General features: G+C 30.2%; 31 protein-coding genes. All 31 read right to left on the reverse strand.

What is annotated here, in order from left to right; translation table 11 throughout:
- Positions 1-229 precede the first annotated feature (229 nt).
- The 31 genes from HSX10_RS17525 to HSX10_RS17675 all read right to left on the reverse strand — a co-directional run bounded on the left by HSX10_RS17525 (position 230) and on the right by HSX10_RS17675 (position 24,413).
- The gene (locus HSX10_RS17525; protein ID WP_173589554.1) at positions 230-565 is read right to left on the reverse strand and encodes a hypothetical protein; all 336 of its coding nucleotides are present in this window, start codon (positions 563-565) and stop codon (positions 230-232) included.
- A gap of 14 nt (positions 566-579) precedes the next feature.
- The gene (locus HSX10_RS17530; protein ID WP_173589555.1) at positions 580-1,038 is read right to left on the reverse strand and encodes a hypothetical protein; all 459 of its coding nucleotides are present in this window, start codon (positions 1,036-1,038) and stop codon (positions 580-582) included.
- Positions 1,039-1,256: 218 nt separating this feature from the next.
- Positions 1,257-1,805 (reverse strand): hypothetical protein, encoded by a 549-nt coding sequence (locus HSX10_RS17535; RefSeq protein WP_173589556.1) that lies wholly within the window; start codon positions 1,803-1,805, stop codon positions 1,257-1,259.
- A 166-nt stretch (positions 1,806-1,971) separates the two neighbouring features.
- Entirely contained in the window at positions 1,972-2,505 is a 534-nt protein-coding gene (locus HSX10_RS17540; protein WP_173589557.1) for a hypothetical protein, read from the reverse strand.
- Positions 2,506-3,294: 789 nt separating this feature from the next.
- Entirely contained in the window at positions 3,295-3,729 is a 435-nt protein-coding gene (locus HSX10_RS17545) for a hypothetical protein (protein WP_173589558.1), read from the reverse strand.
- 614 nt (positions 3,730-4,343) lie between these two features.
- On the reverse strand, positions 4,344-4,841 hold the full coding sequence (locus HSX10_RS17550) for a DUF695 domain-containing protein (RefSeq protein WP_173589559.1): 498 nt from the start codon (positions 4,839-4,841) through the stop codon (positions 4,344-4,346).
- A 244-nt stretch (positions 4,842-5,085) separates the two neighbouring features.
- Entirely contained in the window at positions 5,086-6,111 is a 1,026-nt protein-coding gene (locus tag HSX10_RS17555) for a hypothetical protein (protein ID WP_173589560.1), read from the reverse strand.
- Between the two features lie 151 nt (positions 6,112-6,262).
- Positions 6,263-7,171: a hypothetical protein gene (locus HSX10_RS17560; protein WP_173589561.1), complete on the reverse strand. Its 909-nt coding sequence runs from the start codon at positions 7,169-7,171 to the stop codon at positions 6,263-6,265.
- A 260-nt stretch (positions 7,172-7,431) separates the two neighbouring features.
- Positions 7,432-7,980: a hypothetical protein gene (locus tag HSX10_RS17565; RefSeq protein WP_173589562.1), complete on the reverse strand. Its 549-nt coding sequence runs from the start codon at positions 7,978-7,980 to the stop codon at positions 7,432-7,434.
- Between the two features lie 10 nt (positions 7,981-7,990).
- On the reverse strand, positions 7,991-8,137 hold the full coding sequence (locus tag HSX10_RS17570) for a hypothetical protein (RefSeq protein WP_173589563.1): 147 nt from the start codon (positions 8,135-8,137) through the stop codon (positions 7,991-7,993).
- Between the two features lie 213 nt (positions 8,138-8,350).
- Positions 8,351-9,199: a hypothetical protein gene (locus tag HSX10_RS17575; RefSeq protein ID WP_173589564.1), complete on the reverse strand. Its 849-nt coding sequence runs from the start codon at positions 9,197-9,199 to the stop codon at positions 8,351-8,353.
- A gap of 149 nt (positions 9,200-9,348) precedes the next feature.
- Complete coding sequence (locus tag HSX10_RS17580; RefSeq protein WP_173589565.1) at positions 9,349-9,996, reverse strand: hypothetical protein; 648 nt, start codon at positions 9,994-9,996, stop codon at positions 9,349-9,351.
- 160 nt (positions 9,997-10,156) lie between these two features.
- Complete coding sequence (locus HSX10_RS17585; protein WP_173589566.1) at positions 10,157-10,825, reverse strand: hypothetical protein; 669 nt, start codon at positions 10,823-10,825, stop codon at positions 10,157-10,159.
- Positions 10,826-10,984: 159 nt separating this feature from the next.
- Complete coding sequence (locus HSX10_RS17590) at positions 10,985-11,629, reverse strand: hypothetical protein (protein WP_173589567.1); 645 nt, start codon at positions 11,627-11,629, stop codon at positions 10,985-10,987.
- 166 nt (positions 11,630-11,795) lie between these two features.
- The gene (locus tag HSX10_RS17595; protein WP_173589568.1) at positions 11,796-12,287 is read right to left on the reverse strand and encodes a hypothetical protein; all 492 of its coding nucleotides are present in this window, start codon (positions 12,285-12,287) and stop codon (positions 11,796-11,798) included.
- On the reverse strand, positions 12,287-13,243 hold the full coding sequence (locus HSX10_RS17600; RefSeq protein WP_173589569.1) for a hypothetical protein: 957 nt from the start codon (positions 13,241-13,243) through the stop codon (positions 12,287-12,289). Before HSX10_RS17600 ends, HSX10_RS17595 begins: the two co-directional genes overlap by 1 nt.
- 134 nt (positions 13,244-13,377) lie before the next feature.
- Positions 13,378-14,766, reverse strand: a complete 1,389-nt coding sequence (locus HSX10_RS17605; protein ID WP_173589570.1) for a hypothetical protein — start codon at positions 14,764-14,766, stop codon at positions 13,378-13,380.
- Positions 14,767-14,921: 155 nt separating this feature from the next.
- The gene (locus HSX10_RS17610) at positions 14,922-15,692 is read right to left on the reverse strand and encodes a hypothetical protein (protein WP_173589571.1); all 771 of its coding nucleotides are present in this window, start codon (positions 15,690-15,692) and stop codon (positions 14,922-14,924) included.
- Between the two features lie 248 nt (positions 15,693-15,940).
- Positions 15,941-16,906 (reverse strand): hypothetical protein, encoded by a 966-nt coding sequence (locus HSX10_RS17615; RefSeq protein ID WP_173589572.1) that lies wholly within the window; start codon positions 16,904-16,906, stop codon positions 15,941-15,943.
- Between the two features lie 289 nt (positions 16,907-17,195).
- Positions 17,196-17,780, reverse strand: coding sequence for a TIR domain-containing protein (locus HSX10_RS17620; protein ID WP_173589573.1), 585 nt, complete (start codon positions 17,778-17,780; stop codon positions 17,196-17,198).
- 1 nt (position 17,781) lies between these two features.
- Positions 17,782-18,180 carry a hypothetical protein gene (locus HSX10_RS17625; protein ID WP_173589574.1) on the reverse strand — a complete coding sequence of 133 codons (399 nt, stop codon included), beginning with the start codon at positions 18,178-18,180 and terminating at the stop codon, positions 17,782-17,784.
- 3 nt (positions 18,181-18,183) lie between these two features.
- On the reverse strand, positions 18,184-18,750 hold the full coding sequence (locus tag HSX10_RS17630; protein ID WP_173589575.1) for a TIR domain-containing protein: 567 nt from the start codon (positions 18,748-18,750) through the stop codon (positions 18,184-18,186).
- A gap of 171 nt (positions 18,751-18,921) precedes the next feature.
- Entirely contained in the window at positions 18,922-19,599 is a 678-nt protein-coding gene (locus HSX10_RS17635; protein WP_173589576.1) for a type II CAAX endopeptidase family protein, read from the reverse strand.
- A gap of 161 nt (positions 19,600-19,760) precedes the next feature.
- Positions 19,761-20,282 carry a hypothetical protein gene (locus tag HSX10_RS17640; RefSeq protein WP_173589577.1) on the reverse strand — a complete coding sequence of 174 codons (522 nt, stop codon included), beginning with the start codon at positions 20,280-20,282 and terminating at the stop codon, positions 19,761-19,763.
- A gap of 294 nt (positions 20,283-20,576) precedes the next feature.
- The gene (locus tag HSX10_RS17645) at positions 20,577-20,915 is read right to left on the reverse strand and encodes a hypothetical protein (protein ID WP_173589578.1); all 339 of its coding nucleotides are present in this window, start codon (positions 20,913-20,915) and stop codon (positions 20,577-20,579) included.
- 141 nt (positions 20,916-21,056) lie between these two features.
- Positions 21,057-21,572 (reverse strand): hypothetical protein, encoded by a 516-nt coding sequence (locus HSX10_RS17650; protein ID WP_173589579.1) that lies wholly within the window; start codon positions 21,570-21,572, stop codon positions 21,057-21,059.
- 131 nt (positions 21,573-21,703) lie between these two features.
- Positions 21,704-22,543, reverse strand: a complete 840-nt coding sequence (locus tag HSX10_RS17655) for an SIR2 family NAD-dependent protein deacylase (RefSeq protein ID WP_217363314.1) — start codon at positions 22,541-22,543, stop codon at positions 21,704-21,706.
- 147 nt (positions 22,544-22,690) lie between these two features.
- On the reverse strand, positions 22,691-23,017 hold the full coding sequence (locus HSX10_RS17660; protein WP_173589580.1) for a hypothetical protein: 327 nt from the start codon (positions 23,015-23,017) through the stop codon (positions 22,691-22,693).
- The gene (locus HSX10_RS17665) at positions 23,014-23,304 is read right to left on the reverse strand and encodes a hypothetical protein (RefSeq protein WP_173589581.1); all 291 of its coding nucleotides are present in this window, start codon (positions 23,302-23,304) and stop codon (positions 23,014-23,016) included. The genes HSX10_RS17660 and HSX10_RS17665 overlap by 4 nt, the downstream gene beginning before the upstream one ends.
- Before the next feature lie 151 nt (positions 23,305-23,455).
- Positions 23,456-23,881, reverse strand: a complete 426-nt coding sequence (locus HSX10_RS17670) for a hypothetical protein (RefSeq protein WP_173589582.1) — start codon at positions 23,879-23,881, stop codon at positions 23,456-23,458.
- Between the two features lies 1 nt (position 23,882).
- Positions 23,883-24,413: a hypothetical protein gene (locus tag HSX10_RS17675; RefSeq protein WP_173589583.1), complete on the reverse strand. Its 531-nt coding sequence runs from the start codon at positions 24,411-24,413 to the stop codon at positions 23,883-23,885.
- Positions 24,414-24,613 lie beyond the last annotated feature (200 nt).

Raw genomic sequence — 24,613 nt, forward strand, 5'->3', positions numbered from 1 at the left:
TGTTCATTTTTTGTTTTCATAAGTGACTCTAATTAATGGTTTAATTTTTAGTCAACCTATTTCAGGAAAATTCATTTTCATAATTATTGCCAACGGTTTTGTGTATGGCTCGTTGCGGAAAATCAGCTATGATTTTCCGCCGTAACCGAAAGATAGTGAATTGCAATGAATTCCGATTAGGAATTCAGCCGCAATGAGCTATACACGTTGTTGTACAACGTTTTTTATTTTATGTTGGTAAATCTCGAGTTGCTCCATCGAGGTATTTAATATATTCTTCTTTGCTCAACTCAAAACAAACTTTAGATTCTTTTATGTTAAGAAAATAGCTATCTATATCTATAACTTCATTAGTTCTGTATTTTCCATCTGTAAAATATTTGTAAAATCTATTTCTAAGGACTTTTCTAGAGTAAATTTTTAATTGCTCTTTTGAAATTTCCATTTCAAGAAGCCTTTGTTTACAGAAGTCTATAACTTCCTTTTCATAAGCTTCATTTGATTCTAGTATTTCAACTATTTTTTCAGCTTCTAAATCTCCATAATGTTTTTTTAAATCTATCAATTTACTTTATTCTGTTAAAATTTATAAATTTTATCCGATTCAAGAGTTAGTAATTCCGCTTTTTGTCCAATCGAATTAATATTCTCAATTATTTCGTCCGCAATCTTTTTCGCTTTTTCATATTTCACTTCTTTATTGAAAGTGAATTGGATTCCAGGTATTTCCCAAGAGAAACTAAATTCATCTTCTCCAACTTTATAAAATGGCCATTCGTCTTTAATCACTTTTTTCCATTCAAATGAATTCGGCGTCATTATTCTGTCATATTCCTCATTTGGAATTTCATTAACTCCAGTTATTAGAAATTCGAAATTTTCCCCAGTCCAATTTGTTCTGTCGCTATTTTCGTTATTCGTCTCTGTTTTAGATTCAGTTTCCGCATTAGATTTTTCCGTAACCTTTTGAGTCAGATTATCCTCTGGAATATTGTCCAATTCGTTCAGTTTTTTCTTTAAAAATCGAAATAGTTTCATTTCTGGTCAAATGTTGTACAACGGTTTTGTATATGGCTCGTAGCGTGTAAATTAGCGATAACTATTCGGTTAAGCACGAGCCGAATTTTTTAATTTTCTTATTACCTTTTCTCTTCAATAAGCCAAATTAAAAAATTTGGCGGACCTCGTAAATATGCCTGAACTTCCGATCAAGCAACTTACTAGCTATGAGATATATACGTTGTTGTGGTGCGTTTTTAATCCACGTAAAATCTTTTTTCAATAACGTATTTCCAATTCTTTTTTATCTCTTCTACTTTTAATATCTCACTATTTTTATCAGTTTTCAATCCAATCCTATTTTGCGGGTCATAAATCAAATAATGGCTAATTCCAGAAAAAATTCCGCCGTTATATTTTGTTTTAAAAATCACAGTACTATCATTACTCAAAGATATTGTACCGAAAACCTTGTCTGCACTTATTCTACCGTCTGTCCACAAATCCAAAACTTTGAGTAATTCTTTATTTTTTTGTGCAACTGTATTCTTAAAATGAAATTCATTGCTGAAAAAAACATTTTGATTTTCTTGGTTGAGATTTTCATTTACGAGTTGATAATCTACATTTTCTTTTATCTCTTTGATATTCTGAACTAAAATATCTTTCGCTTTTTGATAATCATCAAAGTTATTTATGGTGTCTTTGTCAATATTTTCTGCACAAGAAGAAAACAAAATCAATGGTATTAAAATCGTTAATTTGACGATATATTTTAAATTATTATTTTTGATTTTATACTTCATTCTAAATTTTCCACAATGTTTTTTTAAATGCACCACAACGTTGATGTGTATGGTTAGTTGCGTGATTTAGCAACTAAGTTAACAAAAACCCACGAACCTGAGAATATTCCGCAGGAATATTCCAGATGAGCACATACACAGCAATTAATTATACACGGTGTTGTGCTTAGTTTTTATTCAGTTCAGTTTTTATTTTTTCGTTCAATTTCTGCAATAGTAATTCCGAACTTTCAGATGCATTTAATTTTCCGCTTTGAAATTCAGATATGATTGCAAAATTTGGCATAATTTCAATGTCATTCGATGGTTTTAGCAAAGAATCAATTGTCCGTTTGGTGTTGAATTCCGTAATAGAATTCAGCTTAGTTTTTAAGTCAGCCTTTTCGTATTCAAATCGGTCTGTTAATTTCTTTTTTTCGAGTTCGTTTTCTCCAACTGATTTAAGTTTGTCAATCAACGAATCTACAATACGATTATGTTTAATTGCAGAATAATAAATCATTGCAGAATTTTCTCCGTCATATTTTTTAATCCGTTTCGAGTTAATTTCATTAAAGAGCTTTTCTATTTTTTTCTCCTCAATATTATTTAAACTATCCAACTTAATTCCCATTGTCGAAAATGAATTTTCAACCTCTTTTGTAAGTTGATTACAAGAGGTGAAATTCAGAATTAATATTATTAGCAGAATGTTTTTCATAAATTAAGCACAACGGTGTACGTATATGAAAAGTAGCGTCTTCATTATCAGCTGCCTTTCGGGTTTATATATCTTCTATAAAGAAACAAAAAATAAAATTAAATCAATGACTAAGCTATTTTTTATATGCGCTGTTGTGTTTAGTATTTTTATTTTCTTTTGGTTTATAGCTTTCCAGGATCTTTATTCTAGGCTTAGATTTGGTTATCTACTTTAAGCTTAAAATACGTAGTATGGACGACGCTACATAGGATATTCAGCCACCAGACATTGTTTTGTTTTAAAATTGGTTATATACCGATATATGGCTTGTTTTAAAATAAAAACTTTCTTCGAATCCTTATTATTTAAATTTCTAAAAATGATGAGTTGTTGAAAAAAACATCAATGTAAGGGACTATAAGTCAGATATTTATTAGTGTTAAATAATATAACAAACTTGACTTTCTCATTTTTTTTCAATAACTTCAGACAAACTGTTTAACGTTTTCAAACGTTCTGAGAGCGCGCTCTCAACGATTTCAATCGAACAGTTTGGCGCTTTAAAAATCTTCCTACGTCGATTTTCAAATCACATCATTTTTGGAAACTTAAAAGACCTCGAAGAAAGCTACAATGTTTGGTGGATGACCGAAAGTCGGCAATATTAATCACAACGTGTTCGTGTATGGTTTGTTGCGTGTTTAAGGAACTAAAATAGCAAAAGAAAATGAACCAGAGGAAATTCCGAAGGAATTTCCAAGTAGGCTAGAACTAGCAATGAATTATACACGTTGTTGTACACCGTTTTTATTTTTCCAAGTGTAATTTAGTTACGTTTCGTTTATTCAGTTCCGTGGGAATTGTTTGATTTTCGAAAAATTCTTTAAAAATCCATTCCGCATCTTTTATATTTAAGACCTCTTCTTTATGAACCATAATTGGTCCGACATTATTCTGTAGAGCAATCCAACTCACTTTCATGGGACTTTTATCTTTCCCTTTTCCGAGAACATAATGTTTGAAATTAGGTTTTGAATTCAGTCGAAATTCCACTGTTAGCATACTTGGATTTCCAGCGCATTGAATATAATCGCCATTATCATTTTCTAAAGTCAAATATCCGTTTCCAATTCCGTCCAACTTATTCAGTTCATTTTTTATTCCGTCCCAATTTATACTTTTCAATTCCGCTTTTTGAGTTTTTAAATCCATAATTCTATTGTCCGACGAAGTTTTTCTCAAATGGTGTACAACGGCTAGTATAAGAATAGTGCGGTTTTGTGTGCGAGGATTTTCCGATAGGAAAATCAGATGTACCAAAAATGCACGGACTCTTGATTAAGCACTAAACTACGCATTATTTTTATACATTGTTGCCCATAGTAGTTTTTTTTTCAGCGTTCAAGTTATTCAATTAATCCTCATTTTCAAATTTTCAGCGTTTGAGTAAATTCAGTCAGCGTTTTATTCCGCAAAGATTTTCAATTCCGTTTGAGTGAGCAATTCCGAAACTTGCTAAATTCCGCAAGAGTAATTTTCAGCGTACAGTTCAGTTTTTAAAAGTTGCTCAATTCCGTAAAATTGCTAAAATTCCGTTGTGATTTTTATTCAGAGTTTGAGTAAAATTCCGCACAATTGATTCAACGTTTTATTTAGGGAAAGTCAGGTTTTATAATTCCGAATTGATTGCGTTTGAGTGGTTTTCTCTATTATGGGCAACGTGATTGTGTATGGTTAGTTGCGTGGTTAAGCGACTAAGTTAGCAAACATTTACGAACCCGTGAAAATTCCGAAGGAATTTTCCGGATAAGCACTAGCCAAAGCAATTAATTATACACGGTGTTGGCAAATCGTTTTTATTTTTTAAAATCCCTAATTACAGTTTTAAAATCAGTCCATTCCTTATCTTCATAAAAATTGATTTCTATCGGATAAGAATCGTGCTTTTCCAAAGTCCGATTTAATATTTCCATAAAATCCTTTTGACTTTTACTGTAATATGCTAATTCTTTTAAATTATTTCCAGTTCGGCTGTAAACGTGAGTAAATAATTCGGTCGAATCCATAGATTTTTCTATAGCTTCTTCTAAAATTATCATTCTGTCATTAACTTCCGTTAATGGCATTCCATTTCGTTCAGTTCCATCATATTTCCACGAAATTACAGTCAGAAAAGGCAATTCAGACATTACTTTTTTTTCAGGTAATTCATTCACGAATTTCATTATTACAGGCAATTCATCTTCGTAATATCTACCAATAATTCCTTTCTGCTTTTCAGTTGATTCAGTTTTTTCGGATGGTATTTTGTTTTTCTGGGCGTTACTTTTCCCAAGTCCAAAGAATGATAGCATAAGTGTCAATATTATTATTCGGGTCATTTTGGTCAAATGTTTGCCAACGGTTTCGGCTATGTTTAGTACGGGGTTTAAAAGTAATTAATTTCCGAATAAGCACTTAGCCAAATCTTTTTATTTTGTTTTATCTTTTTTGTACTAAAGCCAAATCAAAAGATTTGGCGGACTTAGTAAATATACCTAAACTTTGGGTTAAGCACCAAAACCCGTATTAATTATAGCCATTGTTAGGCAACGTATTTTATTCGTAATATTCTATTGTCCTTTTTACTATTCTTAATGGCTTATTGTCTTTGTAATTCACTTTTTCTATCCAATTTTTCGATGAATCGTATTTGTATTCATAACTCCATACTGTTTTTGGTTTATCGTCACTTGGTTCATCTAATCGTTCAATTAAATTACCGTTTTCATCATATTTTTGGGTCTGAATTGTAAAGTAAGTGTAATTTCCTTTTGGTGTAGTTATGACTTTTTTTAGTTCTCCATTTCTATGATATTCATACACTATGTCTTCATACGTTGAATCATTTTCTACAATGAATTTTTCGCTAATTAGTTTATTATCGTCGTCATAAAAGTACTTGTTCTCGTAATTCAAGGTATCCCAAGTTCGATATTCGATTATTTGCTCTTTTTCTTTTAAATTTTGTTCATTAAAAGTTCTTTCTAATAGCTTGACTGGAATATTATTCAGCCTAAATTCATTCTCGGTAATTACATTGTTATTTTTGTCATACATTACAATGTAAGTGTTAATAATGGTGTCATTTTGAATTACTTCACTTTTGATTGGTCGATTGTTTTCATCTCTCTCAATTTTATGAGTTCTTTTAAAATCTTTATTTGAAATTATCCATTGAGTTAAGCTGTCATTAGAGTTATATTTAAATTCATTTTCATAATACGAACCTTTTCCGTAATTATCAATTTCCTTTCTCTTAATTAATCTATTATTATCGTAAGTGTAAATAATTTCATTACTAACTTTTCCATTATAATAGAATTCCTTTGATGAAGTCAAATTGCCAAGTTCATTGAATTCCAAAAGTGAATTTCGGTCAAATGAAAGGGAATTTATTTTCTCTCCGAGTTTAAAAGTGTCTTTTTCTTGGATTAAGTTGTAAAGTTGGGATTCTACAGACTTTACTTTACCATTAAAACCATAATTCAAGACGTCGTTTTTATATTCAGAATTGACATTTGATTTTGTGCAACCAAATGATGAAAAACAGATTATTAATACTATGCCGAATGTTTTTTTCATATGTTGCCTAACGTGTTTGTGTATGATTAGTTGCGTGGTTTAGCGACTAAGTTAGCAAACATTTACGAACCCGTGAATATTCCGCAGGAATATTCGCAAGTAAGCTCAATGAAGCAATTAATTATACACGGTGTTGGCTTTTAGTGCTTTTTCAATCCTCTAAATATCTTTCAATTTTTATGTTTTTGTTTTTATAATATTGTTTGATATTAAATTCATCAATGCTTTCTCCAGTATCTAAATCATAATCTATACCACCAGTTCCATAATCCAAAGAACCCAATAAATCTGAATTAGTTTTTTGTTTTGCTATTTTCCAACACTCAACCATCATTTTAGAAAATAAATCATAGACGTAACTCTCATCCACATCATCATAATCTCCAGCAGTTATATTTAAATCTTTTAAAATTGCAGTTTCAATTTCGTGTATATCAATATTGAATTCATGTTCAAATTTAAATTCAGGTACATATTTTGAATATTTCTCATTATGAAATACTCTGGAAGGTTCAGCACTTAAGTGAAAATTATAATTCCCTTGTAAGAAATAAATTATACTAATTGCTTTTAAAGGAAATTTTGCATCTGATTTTCTCAATTTTTGTTTGTTTTCAAGAATATTAGTTAGAAAATCAATAATGGTAGGTTTTATTAAATCTAAATTTTTTTTGTATAATACTTTAGTTAAATCATGATTAAATGATAAATCAGAAATAATGTGTTCTTCTTTGAAATCAGAATCGTTTCTCATGGCTTTAACTTCTTCCTTAATTACGTAATAATATTTAGAAATAAAGTCCCAATTGTCCAATAATATTTGAGAGGAAACTTCGGATTTATCTATTTCGATAGTTTCAGAGCCATCTATAATTTTATTCCAATATTTATATCTGTAGGGATTGTTTTTGACTTCTAACTTTCTTTTTTCTGATTCCTCCTTTGATTTTATTGCAATTTCATTAGATAATTTATTCAATCTTTTCTTTCCATCATAGCGTATGGTTAATTTGATTATCGCAAGGATTAGAAATAAAAAGAAAAAAATACTGGCAATCATTTATTCATATTTGTTTTTAGTTATCTTAATATTCCTCATTAAGTTTCTATTCAGGCTTTAAATTACTAAACTTAATATACCAAAATTAGGTTGTTTTGCGATGACCTTCAGCATTAAAGCCAACGTGATTGTGTATGGTTAGTTGCGTGGTTAAGCAACTAAATTAGTAAACTTTTACGAACCCGTGAAAATTCCGCAGGAATTTTCGCAAGTAGGCTAGAACCAAGCAATTAATTATACACGGTGTTACCACACGTTTTTTATTCAGTTAATATTTCGTTCAGTATGAAATTCAGATTCTCTTTTCCAATTTCACTTAATCCTCCGTATTTCATATTCGGTGAGAATGGTTCCGATTCAGTCATTCCACAACCTTCCAAACAGAGCCAAACCTTTCCTATTTCCATATTTTCTTTATTATAAAACCTCAAAATATATTCTGATTCAGATAAACTCCAAGTAGTCTCTGACCAATCGAAATTGCTCGGATTGTTGAAAAATGTAATTAAATCAGCCTTATTCAAGTCCGACACAGTTTTGGAAGTCAAACGACTGGTCAAAAAGTCATTCTTAAACAACGTTATTTTCGCAACGTGTTCTCGTGGGAATTTATATTTTCCAAATCCGAAATTTTTCTCAAACGCCTTTTCCTGTTGTTCAGACGTTTTGTGCATATAAAATTCATTTAGCTCGTCAGTCGGAATATGTTTAGAATAGAATTGTCCTCTATCCGCAATATCCCAAATTATAGCAAATCCGACTATTGCTAAAATTCCAATTACTAATAATATTTTTTTTAGGATTTTCAATTCGGTCGTTCTATTCTTTCTTAAACACTTTGAATGCAATTCCACCAACAATTATAAACGGAATAACATACATAATTAATTTTGTCAATCCATTATCCATCATACTACTTGCTTGTCCGCCTTCTCCAAAAATCATCCAGAAAATAATAGACTCCATAAAGTATAGAAATATCAATAGAATTATTAGTCCGATGATTTTGAGTATTATTTTCAATGTTGCGTTCAAATGTGTGGTAACGTGATTGTGTATGGTTAGTTGCGTGTTTAAGCAACTAATTTAGTAAACAAAAACGAACGCGAGAAAATTCCGAAGGAATTTTCCAAATAAGCACTTGCCAAAGCAATTAATTATACACGGTGTTGTGTACTGTTATTTGTACTCGTAATTATATTTGTTCGTTAATTTAAGTTTTCCGCCTATTTTCCTAAATTCCTTTTTTGTTTTAAGAATTCCATTTTTATCATAAAGAAATAATTTTTGTTCTAGAATCATATCTTTTTTCTTTAATATCTTTTCAATTTTACTTAGTCCAGAATCATTATAAAAATACAAAAAGTACTCATAATCTTTATCGTCTCTTTTTAGAATTCGATTGTATCTATCATATTCATAAGTGAATCTTTTTCTATACTTTTTTCGGGTTGGATAGATTTTACTTAATAATAAACCTTTTTTAAAATTACTAATTTCATAAAGGGTTGAATCTTTGTATAATTCAATTTTTTTTAAATTTCCTAATAATGTATAAAAATAGATTTCTTTTTCATCGTGTTTATTTATTAAGTATTTTAACTTCCCTTTCCGACGATATTCTTTTTTGATTTTAGTCTTAATTTCTTTTAGTGAATCTTTTTCGTAACGAAAATAAATACTATCTAAATTTCCATATTTGTCATAGTAATTTTTTTGAAGCCCGTTCATTGCAGACCAATAATGAACTTTTCTGTTTGATTTTATGTCACGATCTAAATAGTCGGATTTTGATTCAAAAATATTGATAAATGGAAATTTGTGATGTTCTTTTTTAAAGTCAACGAACTCTTCTTTATAAATGCCACTTTTATATTCAGTCAGAATTTGATAAAGAGTTGAGTCATTTTTTTCAATGTCAATTTTCCATTCATACCTTATCGATTTAATTTCGGATGTGTCAATTTCTACTTGCGAAAAACTCGAAGTAAAAACCGAAATTAAGATGATAAGCAGGACGTTTCTCATAATTGTACACAACGGTCTTGTGTATGGTTAGTTGCGTGGTTAAGCAACTAAGTTAGCAAACTTTTACGAACCCGTGAATATTCCGCAGGAATATTCGCAAGTAGGCAAGAACAAAGCAATTAATTATACACGGTGTTGTACGCTGGCTTTTATATTATTATAATTAATTTCTTTCCGTTTATTTCTAATTCGACAAGTTGCAAATTATTACTCCTTTTAAAAACAAATCTGTTATTTCCTTTTTTCAATTCGGTATTAACAAAGAGTGTTGTGCTATGTCCTTTTAGTAAATGGTTTAATTCAAATTTAATGTCGTCCTCAATTTCAGATTCCAATTTGATAATTATTTTTCCTTTTCTCCTTTTTATCCGAATGTTTTTGAGTTCAGTTATTTCGTTAAGTACTGGTTTTTCAGGACGATTTATAAGAACAAATCCAAGATTACATTTTTCAGGATAAATTCCCTCGGATTCACATAGAGATTGTGTAACTTCAATGCTTTCAGCTGGAATTAATTTCAATTTTTCAAATTGTTCATTTGCAATGTCATTGGCTGTTGAAAAAATTCCACCATCTATAATTATTGTAAGCGAAAAGTCAATTTCGCTTTGTTCCGATTCTTGCTCACATTTAATTCTGTCGAAGATTTTGTTTTTACGCTCTTCAAGATTTAACTGTTTGATTTCCTTAATCCACTTTTGAGATTCCTCGTAATTTTTAAAATCTCCGCAGTTATTTTGTCCAAATAAAACTTGGCTAAATAATATAAATAGAATGAAGATTTTAATGGCTCTCATAAGTTTTCACAGCTTGCGTACAACGTGTTTGTGTATGGTTAGTTGCGTGGTTGAGCAACTAATTTAGTAAACTTTTACGAACCCGTGAAAATTCCGCAGGAATTTTCGCAAGTAGGCTAGAACCTAGCAATTAATTATACACGGTGTTGGCAAATCGTTTTTATTTTTCAAATTCAATTATTGGGAAATGCGGTTTCCACATTTTTCCTAATTCTTCTTTATTTTCTGCAAATCGAATGTCAGTAATTTTGGCATTTTCTAATTTGTTTTTTAACCTTTCCGAAACATAAATTCCCCAAGAATAATGAGGGATTTTGAACAAGTCAATGTTAGAATCGAATTTTTTGTTAAAAACAACTTTTTTTGTCTCAAACGAATAACTTTTCGTAGAGTCTAATTTATTTTCTGATATCAAGTCCAACTCGTTTTGATGAGATTTAATTTTAAATTTCTCGCCATTTTCGTCAGTCACAAATATTTCACTTTTTTCAAAATCAATCCAATCGTAGCAATCCGAAGCGTTTTCGTCAGGAAAAGTCAAGTCGAAATATTCATAAGAATTGTTCTTTTTAAATAATCCAAATAATTTTTCTTTACGCAATACTTTTGCTTTCCCTAATTTATAATCTATTGTATTACTTTCTTTGAAAATATTTAATGCTTTTTCATTAATTATATATTCATTAGTTGAGTGTAAAATATCATTAAGTTTATTAAAATCAATGTCGTCGTACATTTTACATATCGCAACAATTTTTCCATCGATTTTTTTATAATCAATTTCCTCAATTGCTCCAGAATCATCAATGATAAATAGATAGTACTGCATTTCGTTCAAATGTTTGCCAACGTGTTTGTGTATGGTTAGTTGCGTGGTTGGGTAGCTAATTTAGCAAACTTTTACGGACCAGAGAAAATTCCGCAGGAATTTTCGCAAGTAAGCCTAAAAAAGCAATTAATTATACACGGTGTTAGCCATAGTGTTTATTTACGTATTACTATTTATTTTAACTATCAACTTTCGATTCGGACAGATTATGTAAAAATCAATGTTTCCAATTCCAAAACTGTGCATATAGTATTCATAAGCATAATAATTTCCACTTTCGTTGAGTAAATCCTCTAATTCAAAATCCAGTTCATCAAGAGTGCTATGTGCAAAGTCTAAAAATTTCTGTTCTTTTTGGTCAAAAGGTGTACGTTTCCAAAATTCAGATTCCCAATCATTTCTGAAATCGGTTTTTGGATATTTGGTAAAAAACTCTTCATTTGGGTTTTTGAAATATTCGGCAGTTTTTTCGTCGATTTTATAAATCCATATAGAATATCCATCTCCATTAAAAGCTCGTTCAGTTTCGTATTCGTATATCAAATCTCCATCATTATATTCAAATCCGGTTAATTCAAGATTATAGTTTTTTTCTTGAGCGTTTTCTATAGGTTGCCAAAAAAAGTCAGAGCCAGGTAGTAATTTCCAGAAAAAGCCAGGAATCAAAATCAGAATTAATAATATGATAGAAAGTCTATAAAATTTCGGCTTATTCTTTTTCTTAAGTGACTTGAACATTTTAAATCCGATAATAGGATAGAAAAGCACAATAATTAAGGTTAAAAACAGAAATATTAAAATCATCTTTGGCGTTGGTTTCGCATTATGGCTAACGTGTTTGTGTATGGTTAGTTGCGTGGTTGAGCAACTAAATTAGTAAACTTTTACGAACCCGTGAAAATTCCGAAGGAATTTTCCAAATAAGCACTTGCCAAAGCAATTAATTATACACGGTGTTGTAAGTAGTTATTTATTCCTGCATTTTTAAAACTTTCGTCAAAACCAACAAACATCTGTATAAAGTCAAAGCGATTATTATTAATCCGAAAATATTATAAAAAAAGACATATTTCAAAAAATCTTTCGGAATTGCAAGTTTTAAAGCAAAACCAATTACTGAAATTAATATTAAAGATTTGATGCAATTTTTCAATATTCTAACTGTCATAAAATATAACTCTGAAGAGAAGAATAAATCAAATAAAGAGTCGTCGTCTGAATAATTCTTTTTATTAATCTTGGAACTACTTTTAAATGTAATTAAAACAGTTAACAACGTAAGTATGAAACCGGCACTTGTTAAACCAACATTTGCTAAATCAGATGTCATTGATAATGACCGCTCGTCTTTTGGTAGATTAAAAATACCTTTACTATAAACTACAAACAATATTATAGCAACAACTAAAGAAATTAAGTAGTCGTATAATACTGGTCTTCTAAAATATTTGTCTAAAATCATTAGTTGAAAGTTACCATAAATTCATCAAAATCTTTTTCAATTAATTCATACCAATGTCGCCTTTTTTTAAGAGTTGTCATTTCTACCTCATATTCTAATTCTTTTTTACCTTTTAAAAGATTAAATACTTCTTCATTCCCTTCTTTATCTTCGTATTTTACAACAAAGTCATCGAAGCAATCAATATTAAATGGTCGTGCTTTAAACTTACCTATTAAAGTTTTTACCATAGAATTGGCTTCTTTATTCAAACCTTTACTTTCAACTGTGTTTCCTGGTGTTTGAAATAGAGTTTCCACTTTTATGAAATTTGGTTTCAATCTATTTCCGATTGTATTAATTCCAGTAAAATATTGTCCTTTTATGTCATTATCCATTTGAGCAATTTTGCTTGGTTGGATTTTGATTTGCATATTCAGTACATTTTTTAAATTCTCAAGAGTTTTGTCTATAGTATTACTCATATACAAATTGACATCTGTAGTTTTTGATAATTTTAGTGTATCACGAGCTACATTTCTTAAATAATATTCAACATCAGATATTCTCGGACCAAAATAATTATATTCGATACATATAACTGCATAATTTCTGCTAAAGTCAATGAAAAAGTGCGTTTCCTCTGCTATTGAACCTAAAGTTTTAATAGGAACAAGTTTAAATTCATCTATTGGTTTTATTTTAGGAACTCTACCAGAACGTAATAATGCTAAACCACATCGAATTCTTCTTTCCTTATGCATAAAAACAGCACTTGTCATAAATATTTCTCGTGGACTTTCATTTTTTCGATTTCTGTTTTTGTCAATCAAATGTCCTTGTCCGTTTCTCAATTCCTTTGTCAAATAAGTAATTGTGTCTTTTAGAATCGAAGAGCTTGTATTTTTGTCAGCCAATTTTGCATAAGGCGTGAACCTTAAAGAATAAAGGTGAAATTTCAATGTTTCTAATGGCATTCTGATGTTTTTTTTAATTACTTACAACGTTGTTGTGTATGGTTAGTTGCGTGGTTAAGCAACTAATTTAGTAAACAAATACGAACCCGAGAAAATTCCGAAGGAATTTTCCAAATAAGCACTTGCCAAAGCAATTAATTATACACGGTGTTGGCAACCGTTTTTTTAATTTCTTCTTTTAGTTCAGAAGCTGATACTTCTTTTAAATCCAATGTTTCTATTTTATTTTCTCCTAATATAATCTCCGTTTTTCCAAAAGTCAGAATTCCATTATCATATCCGATTGCAGTAATTAAGGCTTTTTCTCCTTTCGGTAATTTGTTATATCCTTCTTCGTTTTTGGTAAAGCTATATTTGTTATCACTTTTATTTAATCCACTTAAAATTACATTTCTTCCTTTTAAAATTAGATTAATAATTTGAACTTCTTGATTTGTTTTGGCAATCAATTCGATTGGTTCAGATTTTGGGTCATTGAAGAATACATCTACATTAATCCAACCTAAATTAGAAGCGTCATATGAAATAAATGCTTCATTTATTTCCTTTAATTTGGTAGTGTCTATGACTTTAGTTGTGTCTACTTTGGTCAATTTTTGTTTCGCAAGTTCTCTATATCGGTTTATCCAATCGTGATAATTTTTACTTGAATTATCTACCATCCATTTATGCGCATCTTTTTGAGCTTTTGTTCTTGGTCCTCCATTTGGATTAGGGGCTTTTTCAAAAATCCAAGAATTAAGATAATCCGTTGAATCTTTAACTAAATGCTTTACAATCATTTCGTCAATTTCATAAAGATTTTTGTCGAGATTATTTAGATAGATTTCTAATATTTCATCATCACAACCAATTCTTTCAGCAAATTCCTTTGTTGCAACTAAAGTGTTTTCAAATTTTGGATTGTTTTTAAATTTTTCTTCATAGACGTTTACAATATCAGACTCAATACATCTCCAAGGTGCTATTTCGGCTAAAAATGCTATTGGATAAGGAATAAGAGATTTGGTTGGTTCTTCAATATTTTGCCAATTAATTGTTCCATTTTCGATTCTCGTTCCTAAAAATATTTTTGAGTTGTCGTCACTCTTATTTTGAGGGATTTGGACTCTGATTTTTTTATCTGGTGATAGAGAAAGAGTATTTCCCTTTTCGTCAGTCGCAGATAAATATATCATTCCAGTTGATTCTAATATCTCATTATTGTGTTTCGTTTGAAGGTTTGAAAGAATGAAATCAGACATTTCAAAATTTTCTTTAATTTTAATTATCACATTTGAGATTAAGTTCCCATTAATATCAACAAACGAATTAGGCGAAATAATCAATATAGTTCCGTTTTTAGCAACAATCGTATTATTATCTGTTGCATTCAATTCAAAATTTTCTGCTGGATTTGAGATTGTTTTTAACGAATCAATAAATTCAATCGAGAATAATCCGAATTCTGAATTCAGTTTTTTTTCTTGATTACAAGAAACCAATGAAAGTGCAAAAGCTAGAATTATTAATGTATGTTTCATTTTTTCCTCAAATGGTTGCCAACGGTTTTGTGTATGGTTAGTTGCGTGTTTAAGCAACTAATTTAGTAAACAAAAACGAACGCGAGAAAATTCCGAAGGAATTTTCCAAATAAGCACTTGCCAAAGCAATTAATTATACACGGTGTTAGCATACGTTATTTTTTTACTAGTTTCCCATATCTGTCAAATTTAATGCTCTTTGTCCATTCATCATTTTCATATATCCAAATGCTACTTAAGGTCTTTTTTTCTTTATAGTACATAAAATTAAACCTAGAACCAGAAAAATAATTGTTTGAGTAGATTCCGTTTTCAATTGTAAAATAACTTTCAGTTATCCAATGTCCTTGTTTTCTATTAAATTTATCAGTTCTATTAATTGTATCTTTTGTTGCGATTTCTAACTTGGGTTTATACTCGTAAAATTTTCGTTTAATCTTTTTTTCTTTATTTAGAGGAATATTTTTTATATCAATTGTCACTTCCCAAATTGAATCATTAAGTTTTTCCAATTCAATTTTTCCAATGTTCTGTTCTGCTTCTGTTTCATTAGGCCAATCACAGAAACATCCCCATTCGAAAGTTGTTTTGTAGTCAGATAGATTATTGGTAGAATATTTTTGTAGACCTGATTTTATTGGTATTTCAAATTTTATTTCTTCAAAATACTCTTCGTCAGTGGTGTCAATATAATCTGTTTCTTTTAAATAGTATTGAAATACTAGATTATTACCTAATTCTCTTTTTTTTATTTTGTCAGTTGATATTTTGCAATTTTTATAAAATACAAAAAGCGAATCTGCAGGAGATTCAATTCCCCATTCAATTAGTTCAGAGAACTCGGTAGGCACTGGAATATCTTCAGTTTTTCCTTTGCAACTGAACAATAAGTTCAGTGTTAATATCAATGTAATATACTTGTTCATTAATGTATGCTAACGTTTAGTATAAGAAACGTAGGGCAGGTGATAAGCACTTTCGTTTCGGTTTGGTACTAAGCCAAATATAAATATTTTGTATTTATATTCTCAACCGTAAATGCCAAATTTTATATTTGGCGACCTTATAAATAAACACAGGTTTTCAAGTTTAGCCTAATCCGCCCTATGTTTTTTATACATTGTTACCAACTGGCTGTTTTAGTTCTGTTTATAGCGTTGGTATATCGGTCATTTTATTTAGTTTTTTTTAAATGTTTTTTCATTATCCAACCTGTTTGAGGTAAGTTATCTTTAGGATCAAAGAAACTTACTAAAACCCATTTATGATTAACTTGTAAAACAATTAATTCAAACCCTACAGGTAGTTTAGAAACGGACAATGTTTTTGTCTTAGGTTTCAGTTTTATTTCACATTCTCTGTTTGTAATTCTGTATTCCTTTGCGTTTTTTAATTGTTCATTTACTGCACTTATAAATTGAACTATAGAATCTTGTTTGATTGTAATTTGATTAATTTCTTGTTTTGTTGGTAGTTCTGGCTTTTGTTTCAGAAAGTCATAATATTGATGTAAACCGGCAAAACGTAAAATAATATCAATAATTAGTAATCCTTGAATGCCATACTTTTTTACAAATGTAGAAACTAATGTGAGTAATATTTGAAACTGTCTTTTTTGTTCTTCTGTTATTTCTTCAGTAAGACTTTCAGAAAATTCAATAGCTTGTTCAGTTACTTCTTCATAATCATCAATTATTGCCCAATTTCTTTGTTGTGCTGCTATTGCTGCAATTTGACCTGAAATGCCACTTAAAGCAAAATTTAGATTGTTGATTTGAGCAATTACAGGTGATTGTACCTTAAATGCATTTGATATTTCTCTTATTCCATCAAATAATTGTGCGTGTTGGTGATTAATTGAGGCGAGTGTATCAAGCGTTGATTGTGGTATAGCAAATTTTGTTTGAAGGTTTAAACTCTTTGATATTTCTTTAATTGCTGATAGAGTAGGGTTTTCAAACAATTTTTGATGTTTTTGCATACTCTTAGTAATTTCAGACACCATACCTAGACCACTAAGATTTTTAGTTATACTATCTTGAATCTTAAATATTTCAGATAATTGAGAACTAATTCCCATAGATTTCTGAATATTTTGATGCCATTGAGCTGATTTTAATATATCGTCAAATCCTGCCATTAATTATTTTCTGTTATTTCAATTTTCATTATTCTCAGTTAGCTTTCGTGGCAGTAAAATCAAATGTTCTACTTGTATGACCTGGTTCTTTTTCGCTTGTTGGTAACGGTCTTGTGTATGAAACGTAGCGTGTAAATAATCGCTAACTTTTCGGATTTAGCACGAGCCGAATTTTTTATTTTCTTTTATAAATATAACCAAATAAAAAATTCGGCGTACTTTGTAAATATATAAAAACCTCTCGGAAAGCCTTTAAGAGCTATGTTTTATACACGTTGTTAGCTGCTGGTTATTTTACCCAAGTTCCAAAGTTTTCATACCCTTTGTCTTTATTCCATAAATAAGTTTTACGGGTTTCTGAAAATTTGACAAATTCATTTTTCTTGGATGGTTTTGGTTTTGTTAATTTAAAGGTTGATTTATTTTCGACAGATGAATATTCTACCCATTTACCATTTAAATATTCAAAAAAGGTAATGTGAGTTCCTAAATCATTATATCTATATCCTAAATATTTAAACGGATTTTTTCCTAAATTTTTTGTCTGTTTATCTTTATCTCTAATTCCATTAATATGAACACCAAAAATGTGGTTTCCTCTAACGAAAGATTTAAAAATTTCATATCTAACCCAAGGACGTCTGTATGTTTCGGTTCCAATTAAAACACAAGTATTTGATGTGTTTTTAAGTCCTGAATTAATCATTCGTTTTAAAGCAATAAAACCCTCTTTCTTGGCTTTTTCCCATATAGAAGCATCAAAGAACCCAGCAACTTCACGATTAGGTTTAGTAACCCAATGTTGTCTTACTACATTTGCTCTGAATGATTTTACATCATCGTGATGAAAACTGAAAAATACTCTTTTTGCCATTTTAATTTATAACTAACATTATTATTAAAGTAATCGCAGTTAAACCTCCATAAAAAAACAAAAGAGTTATTGAAAATATGGACGATAGCCAAGAGTTTTTTCCTTTGTCAAATGGTTTAGCATTCATATCAAAATCAATATTTTCTTCTTCTTTGATTTTAACAGAGTTATAAAGACCTCTGTATTGTCTTTCAAGGCTTAAATAATAAGCATCAAGCAGCCAAAATATTGGTGTAGATATGTAAGTGATTATTACATAACTTATGTCTGAATCTTTGGCTGCAAAAGCAAATAATGCAGCAACTAAAGTGACTGACCAACCTTTAAGCAAAAAGGAATTAACATTCATTCTGGTTATAACCAATTGAATAAATTCTAAATGTTTTCTTTTATTTTCCATTGTTTATTCTTTTAACCAATCGCTCAACCATTTTTGTGAACCATCTGGATATATTATTCTAAAAATATTGTCATAAATTCCATCGTTCCCACGAGTTACCGATTCTATGTGAGGATAAATTTGAAGGTATTCATTTCCATACCAAGTACCACTATTTTCCGATAGAGGTAATATCGCAAGATTATCTTTAGAAAATTTATATGTGTCTCCAATTCCTAATTCCCAATTACACCATTTGGAAATAACCGCATCATTTGTAGCTAGTAAAATAAATTTTTCATTTGTAATAATTTTTGATTTTATTTTTGTTGCTGTAACACCACTTGTTTTTTCGGGCATACTTTCATCCATCCAATCAACATAAACAGATACATTAATTGCTTTAAAAAAAGCAATAGCTTCTTTTATAAGATTCTTATCCTTGTGTGAATGAGACAGAAAAATACCAATTTTTGTTGAAGATTTTAATTCAACTCTAGCTTCATTCAGAACTGTATATAGTGTTTTTCCTCTTGAAGCAGCTCTCTTTTCAGAAAGTGAGGTAAAAGCTTGTTTTGTAAATATTGGCATATGGTTGTTTTAACTTGCAGCTAACGTTGTTGTGTATGGTTAGTTGCGTGGTTAAGCAATTAAGTTAGTAAACTTTGACGAACCTGTGAAAATTCCGCAGGAATTTTCGCAAGTAGGCAAGAACAAAGCAATTAATTATACACGGTGTTAGGCATCTGGCTTTTATTTAATTCAGACAATATATACCATTATATTCCAAAACATATGAAAGACAATAGATGGTCCAATTGATTTAGATTTAAAATATAGAATTCCAGATATAATTCCGCCAAATATTGTCAAATAAAATAAATGCCAATCTTGTTTTGATGATTCCAAAATCAAATTCATATAAGGTGAATGAATTGATGCGAACAAAATAGAAGCCAATAAAATCGCAACTATTGTTTTTGTTTTTTTCTGTAAATTATTCTGGACATATTCTCTGAAAAACAATTCTTCTCCGATAGGAATCATTAGGATAGCAGAAATCATATTTATATTCTTGAATTTAGGCAAGCCATCAAATCTATAAGCAATATGGTATTCAGTTCCGAATAATAAGTTGTATATCCATTTTAAAGGTGTTTGCATAAACACAAATGAAATACCCAATATTAAAGCAAATAAATACCATTTTCGATGAGTTTTTTTAATCAGATTTTTGAAAGTCCGTTTTCTTACAAAATAGATAAAAATCAAAACTCCAATTAATTGCAAAGTTCCTTGAATTAAGAAATAATATTTGTAGTAGCTTTCGAATCCAATTGTTTCTGCTATAAGAGACCAAGAACCGATAAGTTCAATTCCAATGAGATAGAGTAGAGTAGCCAAAATGGCTTTTAGAATGCTTATCAATTCGTTATTCAATATCGATGGTTTTTTCAGCTTGTGCCTAACGTGGTTGTGTATGGTTAGTTGCGTGTTTAAGCACCTAATTTAGCAAATAAATCACAGATAGAATATTCCGCAGGAATGTTCGTAAGTCGGCAGTGACCAAGCAATTAATTATACACGGTGTTGTGCGTTCGTTATTTTTCAAAGGGCAATTTCTGTTTAAAATCAGGATTCTGTTTTTCCCAATTCGTTTTTTCTGTTTGATAATGTTTTTTAAATTCCAATAACATTATTTCATAATCAGCTTTTGAGAATTCAAATCCGCTTATTTTTTCAAACCATTCAGTTTTTGCACCAACTTTTTCAGCGTTATATTCTGTCGTTTTATCAATTCCTAATCTGTTCCATTTTATTGTTTTTTCGCAATTTTCAATTTCCGCTAAAATTAGCGTGCAGGAAAAATCATTATCGTCTGGACACATTAGAATTGGGCAAATTGTCATTTCTCCGATTTTAGGTAAAATTCTATTCCAAACAACTTTTCGTTCTTGTTCTATTTCCATCCAAAAAAGTAGAGTAGGATAAAGTCCCTTGTACATATTGTTCGGATAAAGCTCTTCGAGTTTCTCGTCAAGCCAAAATCCGTCAATTTTTAGATTTGGGAAATCATCTGTTCCGTAGTCACTTTTATCTATTTCGGCTTTTATCGTATTCATTGGTTTTAATGACGCACAACGTGATTGTGTATGGTTAGTTGCGTGGTTAAGCAACTAATTTAGTAAATAAATCACAGATAGAATATTCCGCAGGAATGTTCGTAAGTCGGCAGTGACCAAGCAATTAATTATACACGGTGTTAGCCACAGTTATTTTTTCAATAATTTCTTTCTTTTTTTATTCGACCATTAGAATAATAATATTTCCATTTTCAAATATTCTATCCATATACCTTCTCTTAGACCATTTAGATAATTCCCACTTCTTTTCAATTTATTGTTCGAATAAAAAAATTATCTGTTGATATGATGATATCTTTCACTTAAAAGTAATTTGAACAGCCATAAAGGAACTATACTTTTAGTATCAAGGTTATTAGCATAAATAAACTCTATTTCAACAATCTTATCGCCAATTTCCTCAGGGTCAATATCCACACTCCATCCTTCTCCTGGACAAGGCAAATATTTATCAAATGGTTTTCCAAGAAGCGCTTTGTTACATTCAGTTATTGATTTTTCAATCTCATCTATATTTTGTTCACAGTATAATGCTGATATAGACAAATTAATATTTTTTACATTATTTTGGCTAAGAATTTCGCGGTGTTTTTTGACTAAATCTTCAAGCATTTTGTTCTAATTGTGGCTAACGTGATTGTGTATGGTTAGTTGCGTGGTTAAGCACGTAATTTAGCAAATAAATCACAGATAGAATATTCCGCAGGAATGTTCGTAAGTCAGCAGTGACCTAGCAATTAATTATACACGGTGTTAGGTGCTTTTTTTTACTTTATCAATTCTATTCAATAATTTTTGAAAGTCAATAACCTCTTTATCTATACTTTTCAGTTCATAAAGTTCTTCCATTACAACTGACTTATTTACTATTTTAAGGATTGCTGGTTGATGGATTTTAATATTTGTATTCCATTTCATTATTTCTAACACGATTGAACGTTTTATATCTCCAATTAATTTTGGTCCATCATAATAGACTTCCATCACTTCATACGGAATTTTGGGAATAAATTCAGCTTTGATTTTCTCTTGAATTGTTTTTTTTGTTGGATAAAATAAGATAAGCTTTTCCTGATTTGATTCAGTCCAATTATCTAATTCAATTGCGTAGTTAAAATTGCCAATTCCTGATTTAATAATTGCAAGAAGAATGAGTAATGCAATACCCATTCGTATATATCCATTATTTGCAAAACCCCAATAAAATATTCCGCCTGCAATTAGGATTCCTATTAAATTTGATTTTATGATTGATAGATATTTGTTCATTTTTTGGTAATTGCACCTAACGTTGTTGTGTATGGTTAGTTGCGTGGTTAAGCAACTAATTTAATAAACATTTACGAACCCGTGAATATTCCGCAGGAATATTCGCAAGTAGGCAGAAATAAAGCAATTAATTATACACGGTGTTCTACGCAGTTTTTTATCAGATGCTTAATTTCAGGCAGAAAATCAATACTCTTTCCACGTAAAATCAGTTTATTCTTTTTGGTTGACAGGTAATCAGAAAATGAATTGTCTTCTAAATTAATATCAACAACATATCCTCCATATTGTATAGTCGTTTCCGCAATTCGCATTGGCAAGTTGGTAGCACCAGAAGTTCCGATTACAAATAATACTCCAGTATTTTTAGCAACTCTTAATGAGCTATCAGCTTTATTGGTTTTTTCATCATAATATTCATCAAACCATAAAATATTTGCTCGCATCCAAGCTCCACAATTCGGACACTTTAAAGCATCAACTTCCTCATGAGTTAAATCTTCTGTAAGCTCTTTTCCTTTAAGTTCAGTTGGTATTGGCCTTATTTCTCTACAAGCTACAGAGCATTTTACTTCACGATAATTTCCGTGTATTTCAAATAACCTTTCATTTCCTGCACGTTTATGAAGATTATCAACATTTTGAGTAATTAGCTGAAATCTATCTTTAAGTTCATTCTCAATATCAGCTATTATTTCGTGACTTTGATTTGGTTTAGCGTTTTCCAGCATTCGTTTTCTAAAAAGTGTGTATTGCCAAACTTCTTCAGGGTTTTTGTAGAAATACTCAAAAGTTCCAAATTTTTCGGGTTTATGAAATTTTGTTCCTTTAATCCAAATTCCATCAGAACCTCTATAAGTAGGAATTCCGCTATCAGATGATATTCCAGCTCCAGTCAAAAAAGTGAATTTGTTCTTTTTCTCTTTTTTAAAAACTTCCTCAATTATATTTTTTAGTTCAATGTTTTTCAAATTGCGTAGAACGTGATCGTGTATGGTTAGTTGCGTGGTTAAGCAACTAAGTTAATAAACATTTACGAACCTGTGAATATTCCGCAGGAATATTCGCAAGTAGGCTAGAACCAAGCAATTAATTATACACGGTGTTGCCATTAGTTTTTATTCCGATATTATTTCTAAAACTTCTGCTTCTCCAACTTTTCTTCGTCCTTCGTGAATCCACCAAACTCTTCCTTTTTTAATCAATTCACTTATATTTCCACCTTTCAAAAACCTGACTGTTACTGTTTCGGAATCGTTTGGTAAAATCCATTCCTTTTCAAAGTCTATTTGTCCGACATAAGCCGTTGCAAAGTCAGATGAGTTTTCTTTATATGCAAAAACGTGATTTGGTCGATAGCCAGTTTTTATTCCTGATTTTTTTCCTCCGTTTTCAGTTGGGTAAAGAGTAAATTTTGCTTTAATTTCTATAATATCCGAAATCATATAATTCTATTCGAGATTTTAAAATTCCACCATTCCATAATTTCCGTTGTTATTTTTTCGGCATCTTTCAAATCGGTCGATAATCCATAAGTCACAGTCAATTCGCTATCTAAAACACGAGAGATTTTCTCATAGTCAGCTCCTTTGTATAAATGACTTAAAATTTGATGATTTATAGAATCAAATTCATCAGATGGTGAACCAGGAATTAATTCCCAAGAATTCAAAATTTTTCTTAATTCTCGGAAGTTTTCTTGAAACTCTTTCTTGATTTGATTTCTGTTCATCTAAATTAATGGCAACGTGATTGTGTATGGTTAGTTGCGTGTTTAAGCAACTAATTTAGTAAACAAAAACGAACGCAAGAAAATTCCGAAGGAATTTTCCAAATAATCACTTGCCAAAGCAATTAATTATACACGGTGTTGTGCAACGTTTTTATTCTTTTTCATAATGCAAAAGTCCAAGGTCAATCAATTTGTTTTTGAACTCTTTTGATTTTGTGTCAATTTTATTACTTATAATATCGTGACCTAAACAGTAAATGAAAGGTCCTGGTCGATTACTCCATCCTTTTTGGAAAGGACGAGGATTATAATTCGCAATCCAAGAAGTAATTGAAATGTATTCTTCTTCTAAACCAATATTTAAATCTACACAAGGATAGATTTTATCTTCTTCTATAAATACAAGTCTTACAATTTCCTTAATTACATTTTCACGTCCGATAACAGTTTTGCAATCATCTTTTAACCACTTAAATTTGAATTTATTAGGAAGCGATTTGTTTGCGTGAATTTCCGCGTAGAGTTTGACCTCATTTAAAGTCACATTAACAAATTCTATAAATTCCTTTTTTGTCATTCTAATCTTTTGTAATGTCTTTTTTTAGACGTAATTGATAAATCACTCCGAAAATCAAACCAATTAAGCCACCAATGTAGCTAAAAGTGTGCATTGTTCCGACTGTCAAAAAAGCATTTTTGTCAGTTACGCTATCTGGAATAATCCAATTTCCGTCAATCTCCGAAATAATTAATTCGCCAACTACAATTCCCAAAAGTCCAATTCCGAGTGCAATTCCTAAAGTTCGTATCGTAGCTATTTTTATACTTTTCCACATCGTTTTGTGATTCGGAAAAGTCAATCCGATAATGCTTAATACAATTCCGATTATCAATCCAGTCCACCAAGTTGAAAAGAATCCGACTACTGAAGCTGTCAATCTCGGTTGATTTTGAGCCATAAATCCGAATTCAAATTGGGCAAATTTAAATTTTGTGAAATATTCGGGCGAAATAGAGTAAGAAATTTGGTCGTGTAAAATTCCGTAAATACCAGCTAAAATCGGTGTCAATATAATTGTCAAAATTAGAATTCCGATTTTCTTCGCCATAGTTTGGTCAAATGTTGCACAACGGTTTTGTGTATGGTTAGTTGCGTATTTCAGCAACTAATTTAGTAAACAAAAACGAACGCGAGAAAATTCCGAAGGAATTTTCCAAATAGGCAACGACCAAAGCAATTAATTATACACGGCTTAAGTTAGCATTTTAATAAAAACACTAAATTTAAGACCTATAAAAAGAAAGCACA

Origin of the sequence: Winogradskyella undariae (genome assembly GCF_013285155.1) — a bacterium.
Classification (GTDB): Bacteria; Bacteroidota; Bacteroidia; order Flavobacteriales; family Flavobacteriaceae; genus Winogradskyella; species Winogradskyella undariae.

What these genes read in the sequence shown, in the direction of transcription:
- HSX10_RS17570 (WP_173589563.1), bottom strand. Translation starts at nt 8,137, where the DNA reads ATGGAGTCTATTATTTTCTGGATGATTTTTGGAGAAGGCGGACAAGCA.
- HSX10_RS17660 (WP_173589580.1), bottom strand. Translation starts at nt 23,017, where the DNA reads ATGATTTCGGATATTATAGAAATTAAAGCAAAATTTACTCTTTACCCA.
- HSX10_RS17575 (WP_173589564.1), bottom strand. Translation starts at nt 9,199, where the DNA reads ATGAGAAACGTCCTGCTTATCATCTTAATTTCGGTTTTTACTTCGAGT.
- HSX10_RS17600 (WP_173589569.1), bottom strand. Translation starts at nt 13,243, where the DNA reads ATGCCATTAGAAACATTGAAATTTCACCTTTATTCTTTAAGGTTCACG.
- HSX10_RS17540 (WP_173589557.1), bottom strand. Translation starts at nt 2,505, where the DNA reads ATGAAAAACATTCTGCTAATAATATTAATTCTGAATTTCACCTCTTGT.
- HSX10_RS17650 (WP_173589579.1), bottom strand. Translation starts at nt 21,572, where the DNA reads ATGAACAAATATCTATCAATCATAAAATCAAATTTAATAGGAATCCTA.
- HSX10_RS17550 (WP_173589559.1), bottom strand. Translation starts at nt 4,841, where the DNA reads ATGCTATCATTCTTTGGACTTGGGAAAAGTAACGCCCAGAAAAACAAA.
- HSX10_RS17615 (WP_173589572.1), bottom strand. Translation starts at nt 16,906, where the DNA reads ATGGCAGGATTTGACGATATATTAAAATCAGCTCAATGGCATCAAAAT.
- HSX10_RS17670 (WP_173589582.1), bottom strand. Translation starts at nt 23,881, where the DNA reads ATGACAAAAAAGGAATTTATAGAATTTGTTAATGTGACTTTAAATGAG.
- HSX10_RS17585 (WP_173589566.1), bottom strand. Translation starts at nt 10,825, where the DNA reads ATGCAGTACTATCTATTTATCATTGATGATTCTGGAGCAATTGAGGAA.
- HSX10_RS17530 (WP_173589555.1), bottom strand. Translation starts at nt 1,038, where the DNA reads ATGAAACTATTTCGATTTTTAAAGAAAAAACTGAACGAATTGGACAAT.
- HSX10_RS17595 (WP_173589568.1), bottom strand. Translation starts at nt 12,287, where the DNA reads ATGATTTTAGACAAATATTTTAGAAGACCAGTATTATACGACTACTTA.
- HSX10_RS17555 (WP_173589560.1), bottom strand. Translation starts at nt 6,111, where the DNA reads ATGAAAAAAACATTCGGCATAGTATTAATAATCTGTTTTTCATCATTT.
- HSX10_RS17665 (WP_173589581.1), bottom strand. Translation starts at nt 23,304, where the DNA reads ATGAACAGAAATCAAATCAAGAAAGAGTTTCAAGAAAACTTCCGAGAA.
- HSX10_RS17560 (WP_173589561.1), bottom strand. Translation starts at nt 7,171, where the DNA reads ATGATTGCCAGTATTTTTTTCTTTTTATTTCTAATCCTTGCGATAATC.
- HSX10_RS17620 (WP_173589573.1), bottom strand. Translation starts at nt 17,780, where the DNA reads ATGGCAAAAAGAGTATTTTTCAGTTTTCATCACGATGATGTAAAATCA.
- HSX10_RS17640 (WP_173589577.1), bottom strand. Translation starts at nt 20,282, where the DNA reads ATGAATACGATAAAAGCCGAAATAGATAAAAGTGACTACGGAACAGAT.
- HSX10_RS17675 (WP_173589583.1), bottom strand. Translation starts at nt 24,413, where the DNA reads ATGGCGAAGAAAATCGGAATTCTAATTTTGACAATTATATTGACACCG.
- HSX10_RS17630 (WP_173589575.1), bottom strand. Translation starts at nt 18,750, where the DNA reads ATGCCAATATTTACAAAACAAGCTTTTACCTCACTTTCTGAAAAGAGA.
- HSX10_RS17645 (WP_173589578.1), bottom strand. Translation starts at nt 20,915, where the DNA reads ATGCTTGAAGATTTAGTCAAAAAACACCGCGAAATTCTTAGCCAAAAT.
- HSX10_RS17580 (WP_173589565.1), bottom strand. Translation starts at nt 9,996, where the DNA reads ATGAGAGCCATTAAAATCTTCATTCTATTTATATTATTTAGCCAAGTT.
- HSX10_RS17610 (WP_173589571.1), bottom strand. Translation starts at nt 15,692, where the DNA reads ATGAACAAGTATATTACATTGATATTAACACTGAACTTATTGTTCAGT.
- HSX10_RS17535 (WP_173589556.1), bottom strand. Translation starts at nt 1,805, where the DNA reads ATGAAGTATAAAATCAAAAATAATAATTTAAAATATATCGTCAAATTA.
- HSX10_RS17605 (WP_173589570.1), bottom strand. Translation starts at nt 14,766, where the DNA reads ATGAAACATACATTAATAATTCTAGCTTTTGCACTTTCATTGGTTTCT.
- HSX10_RS17625 (WP_173589574.1), bottom strand. Translation starts at nt 18,180, where the DNA reads ATGGAAAATAAAAGAAAACATTTAGAATTTATTCAATTGGTTATAACC.
- HSX10_RS17590 (WP_173589567.1), bottom strand. Translation starts at nt 11,629, where the DNA reads ATGATTTTAATATTTCTGTTTTTAACCTTAATTATTGTGCTTTTCTAT.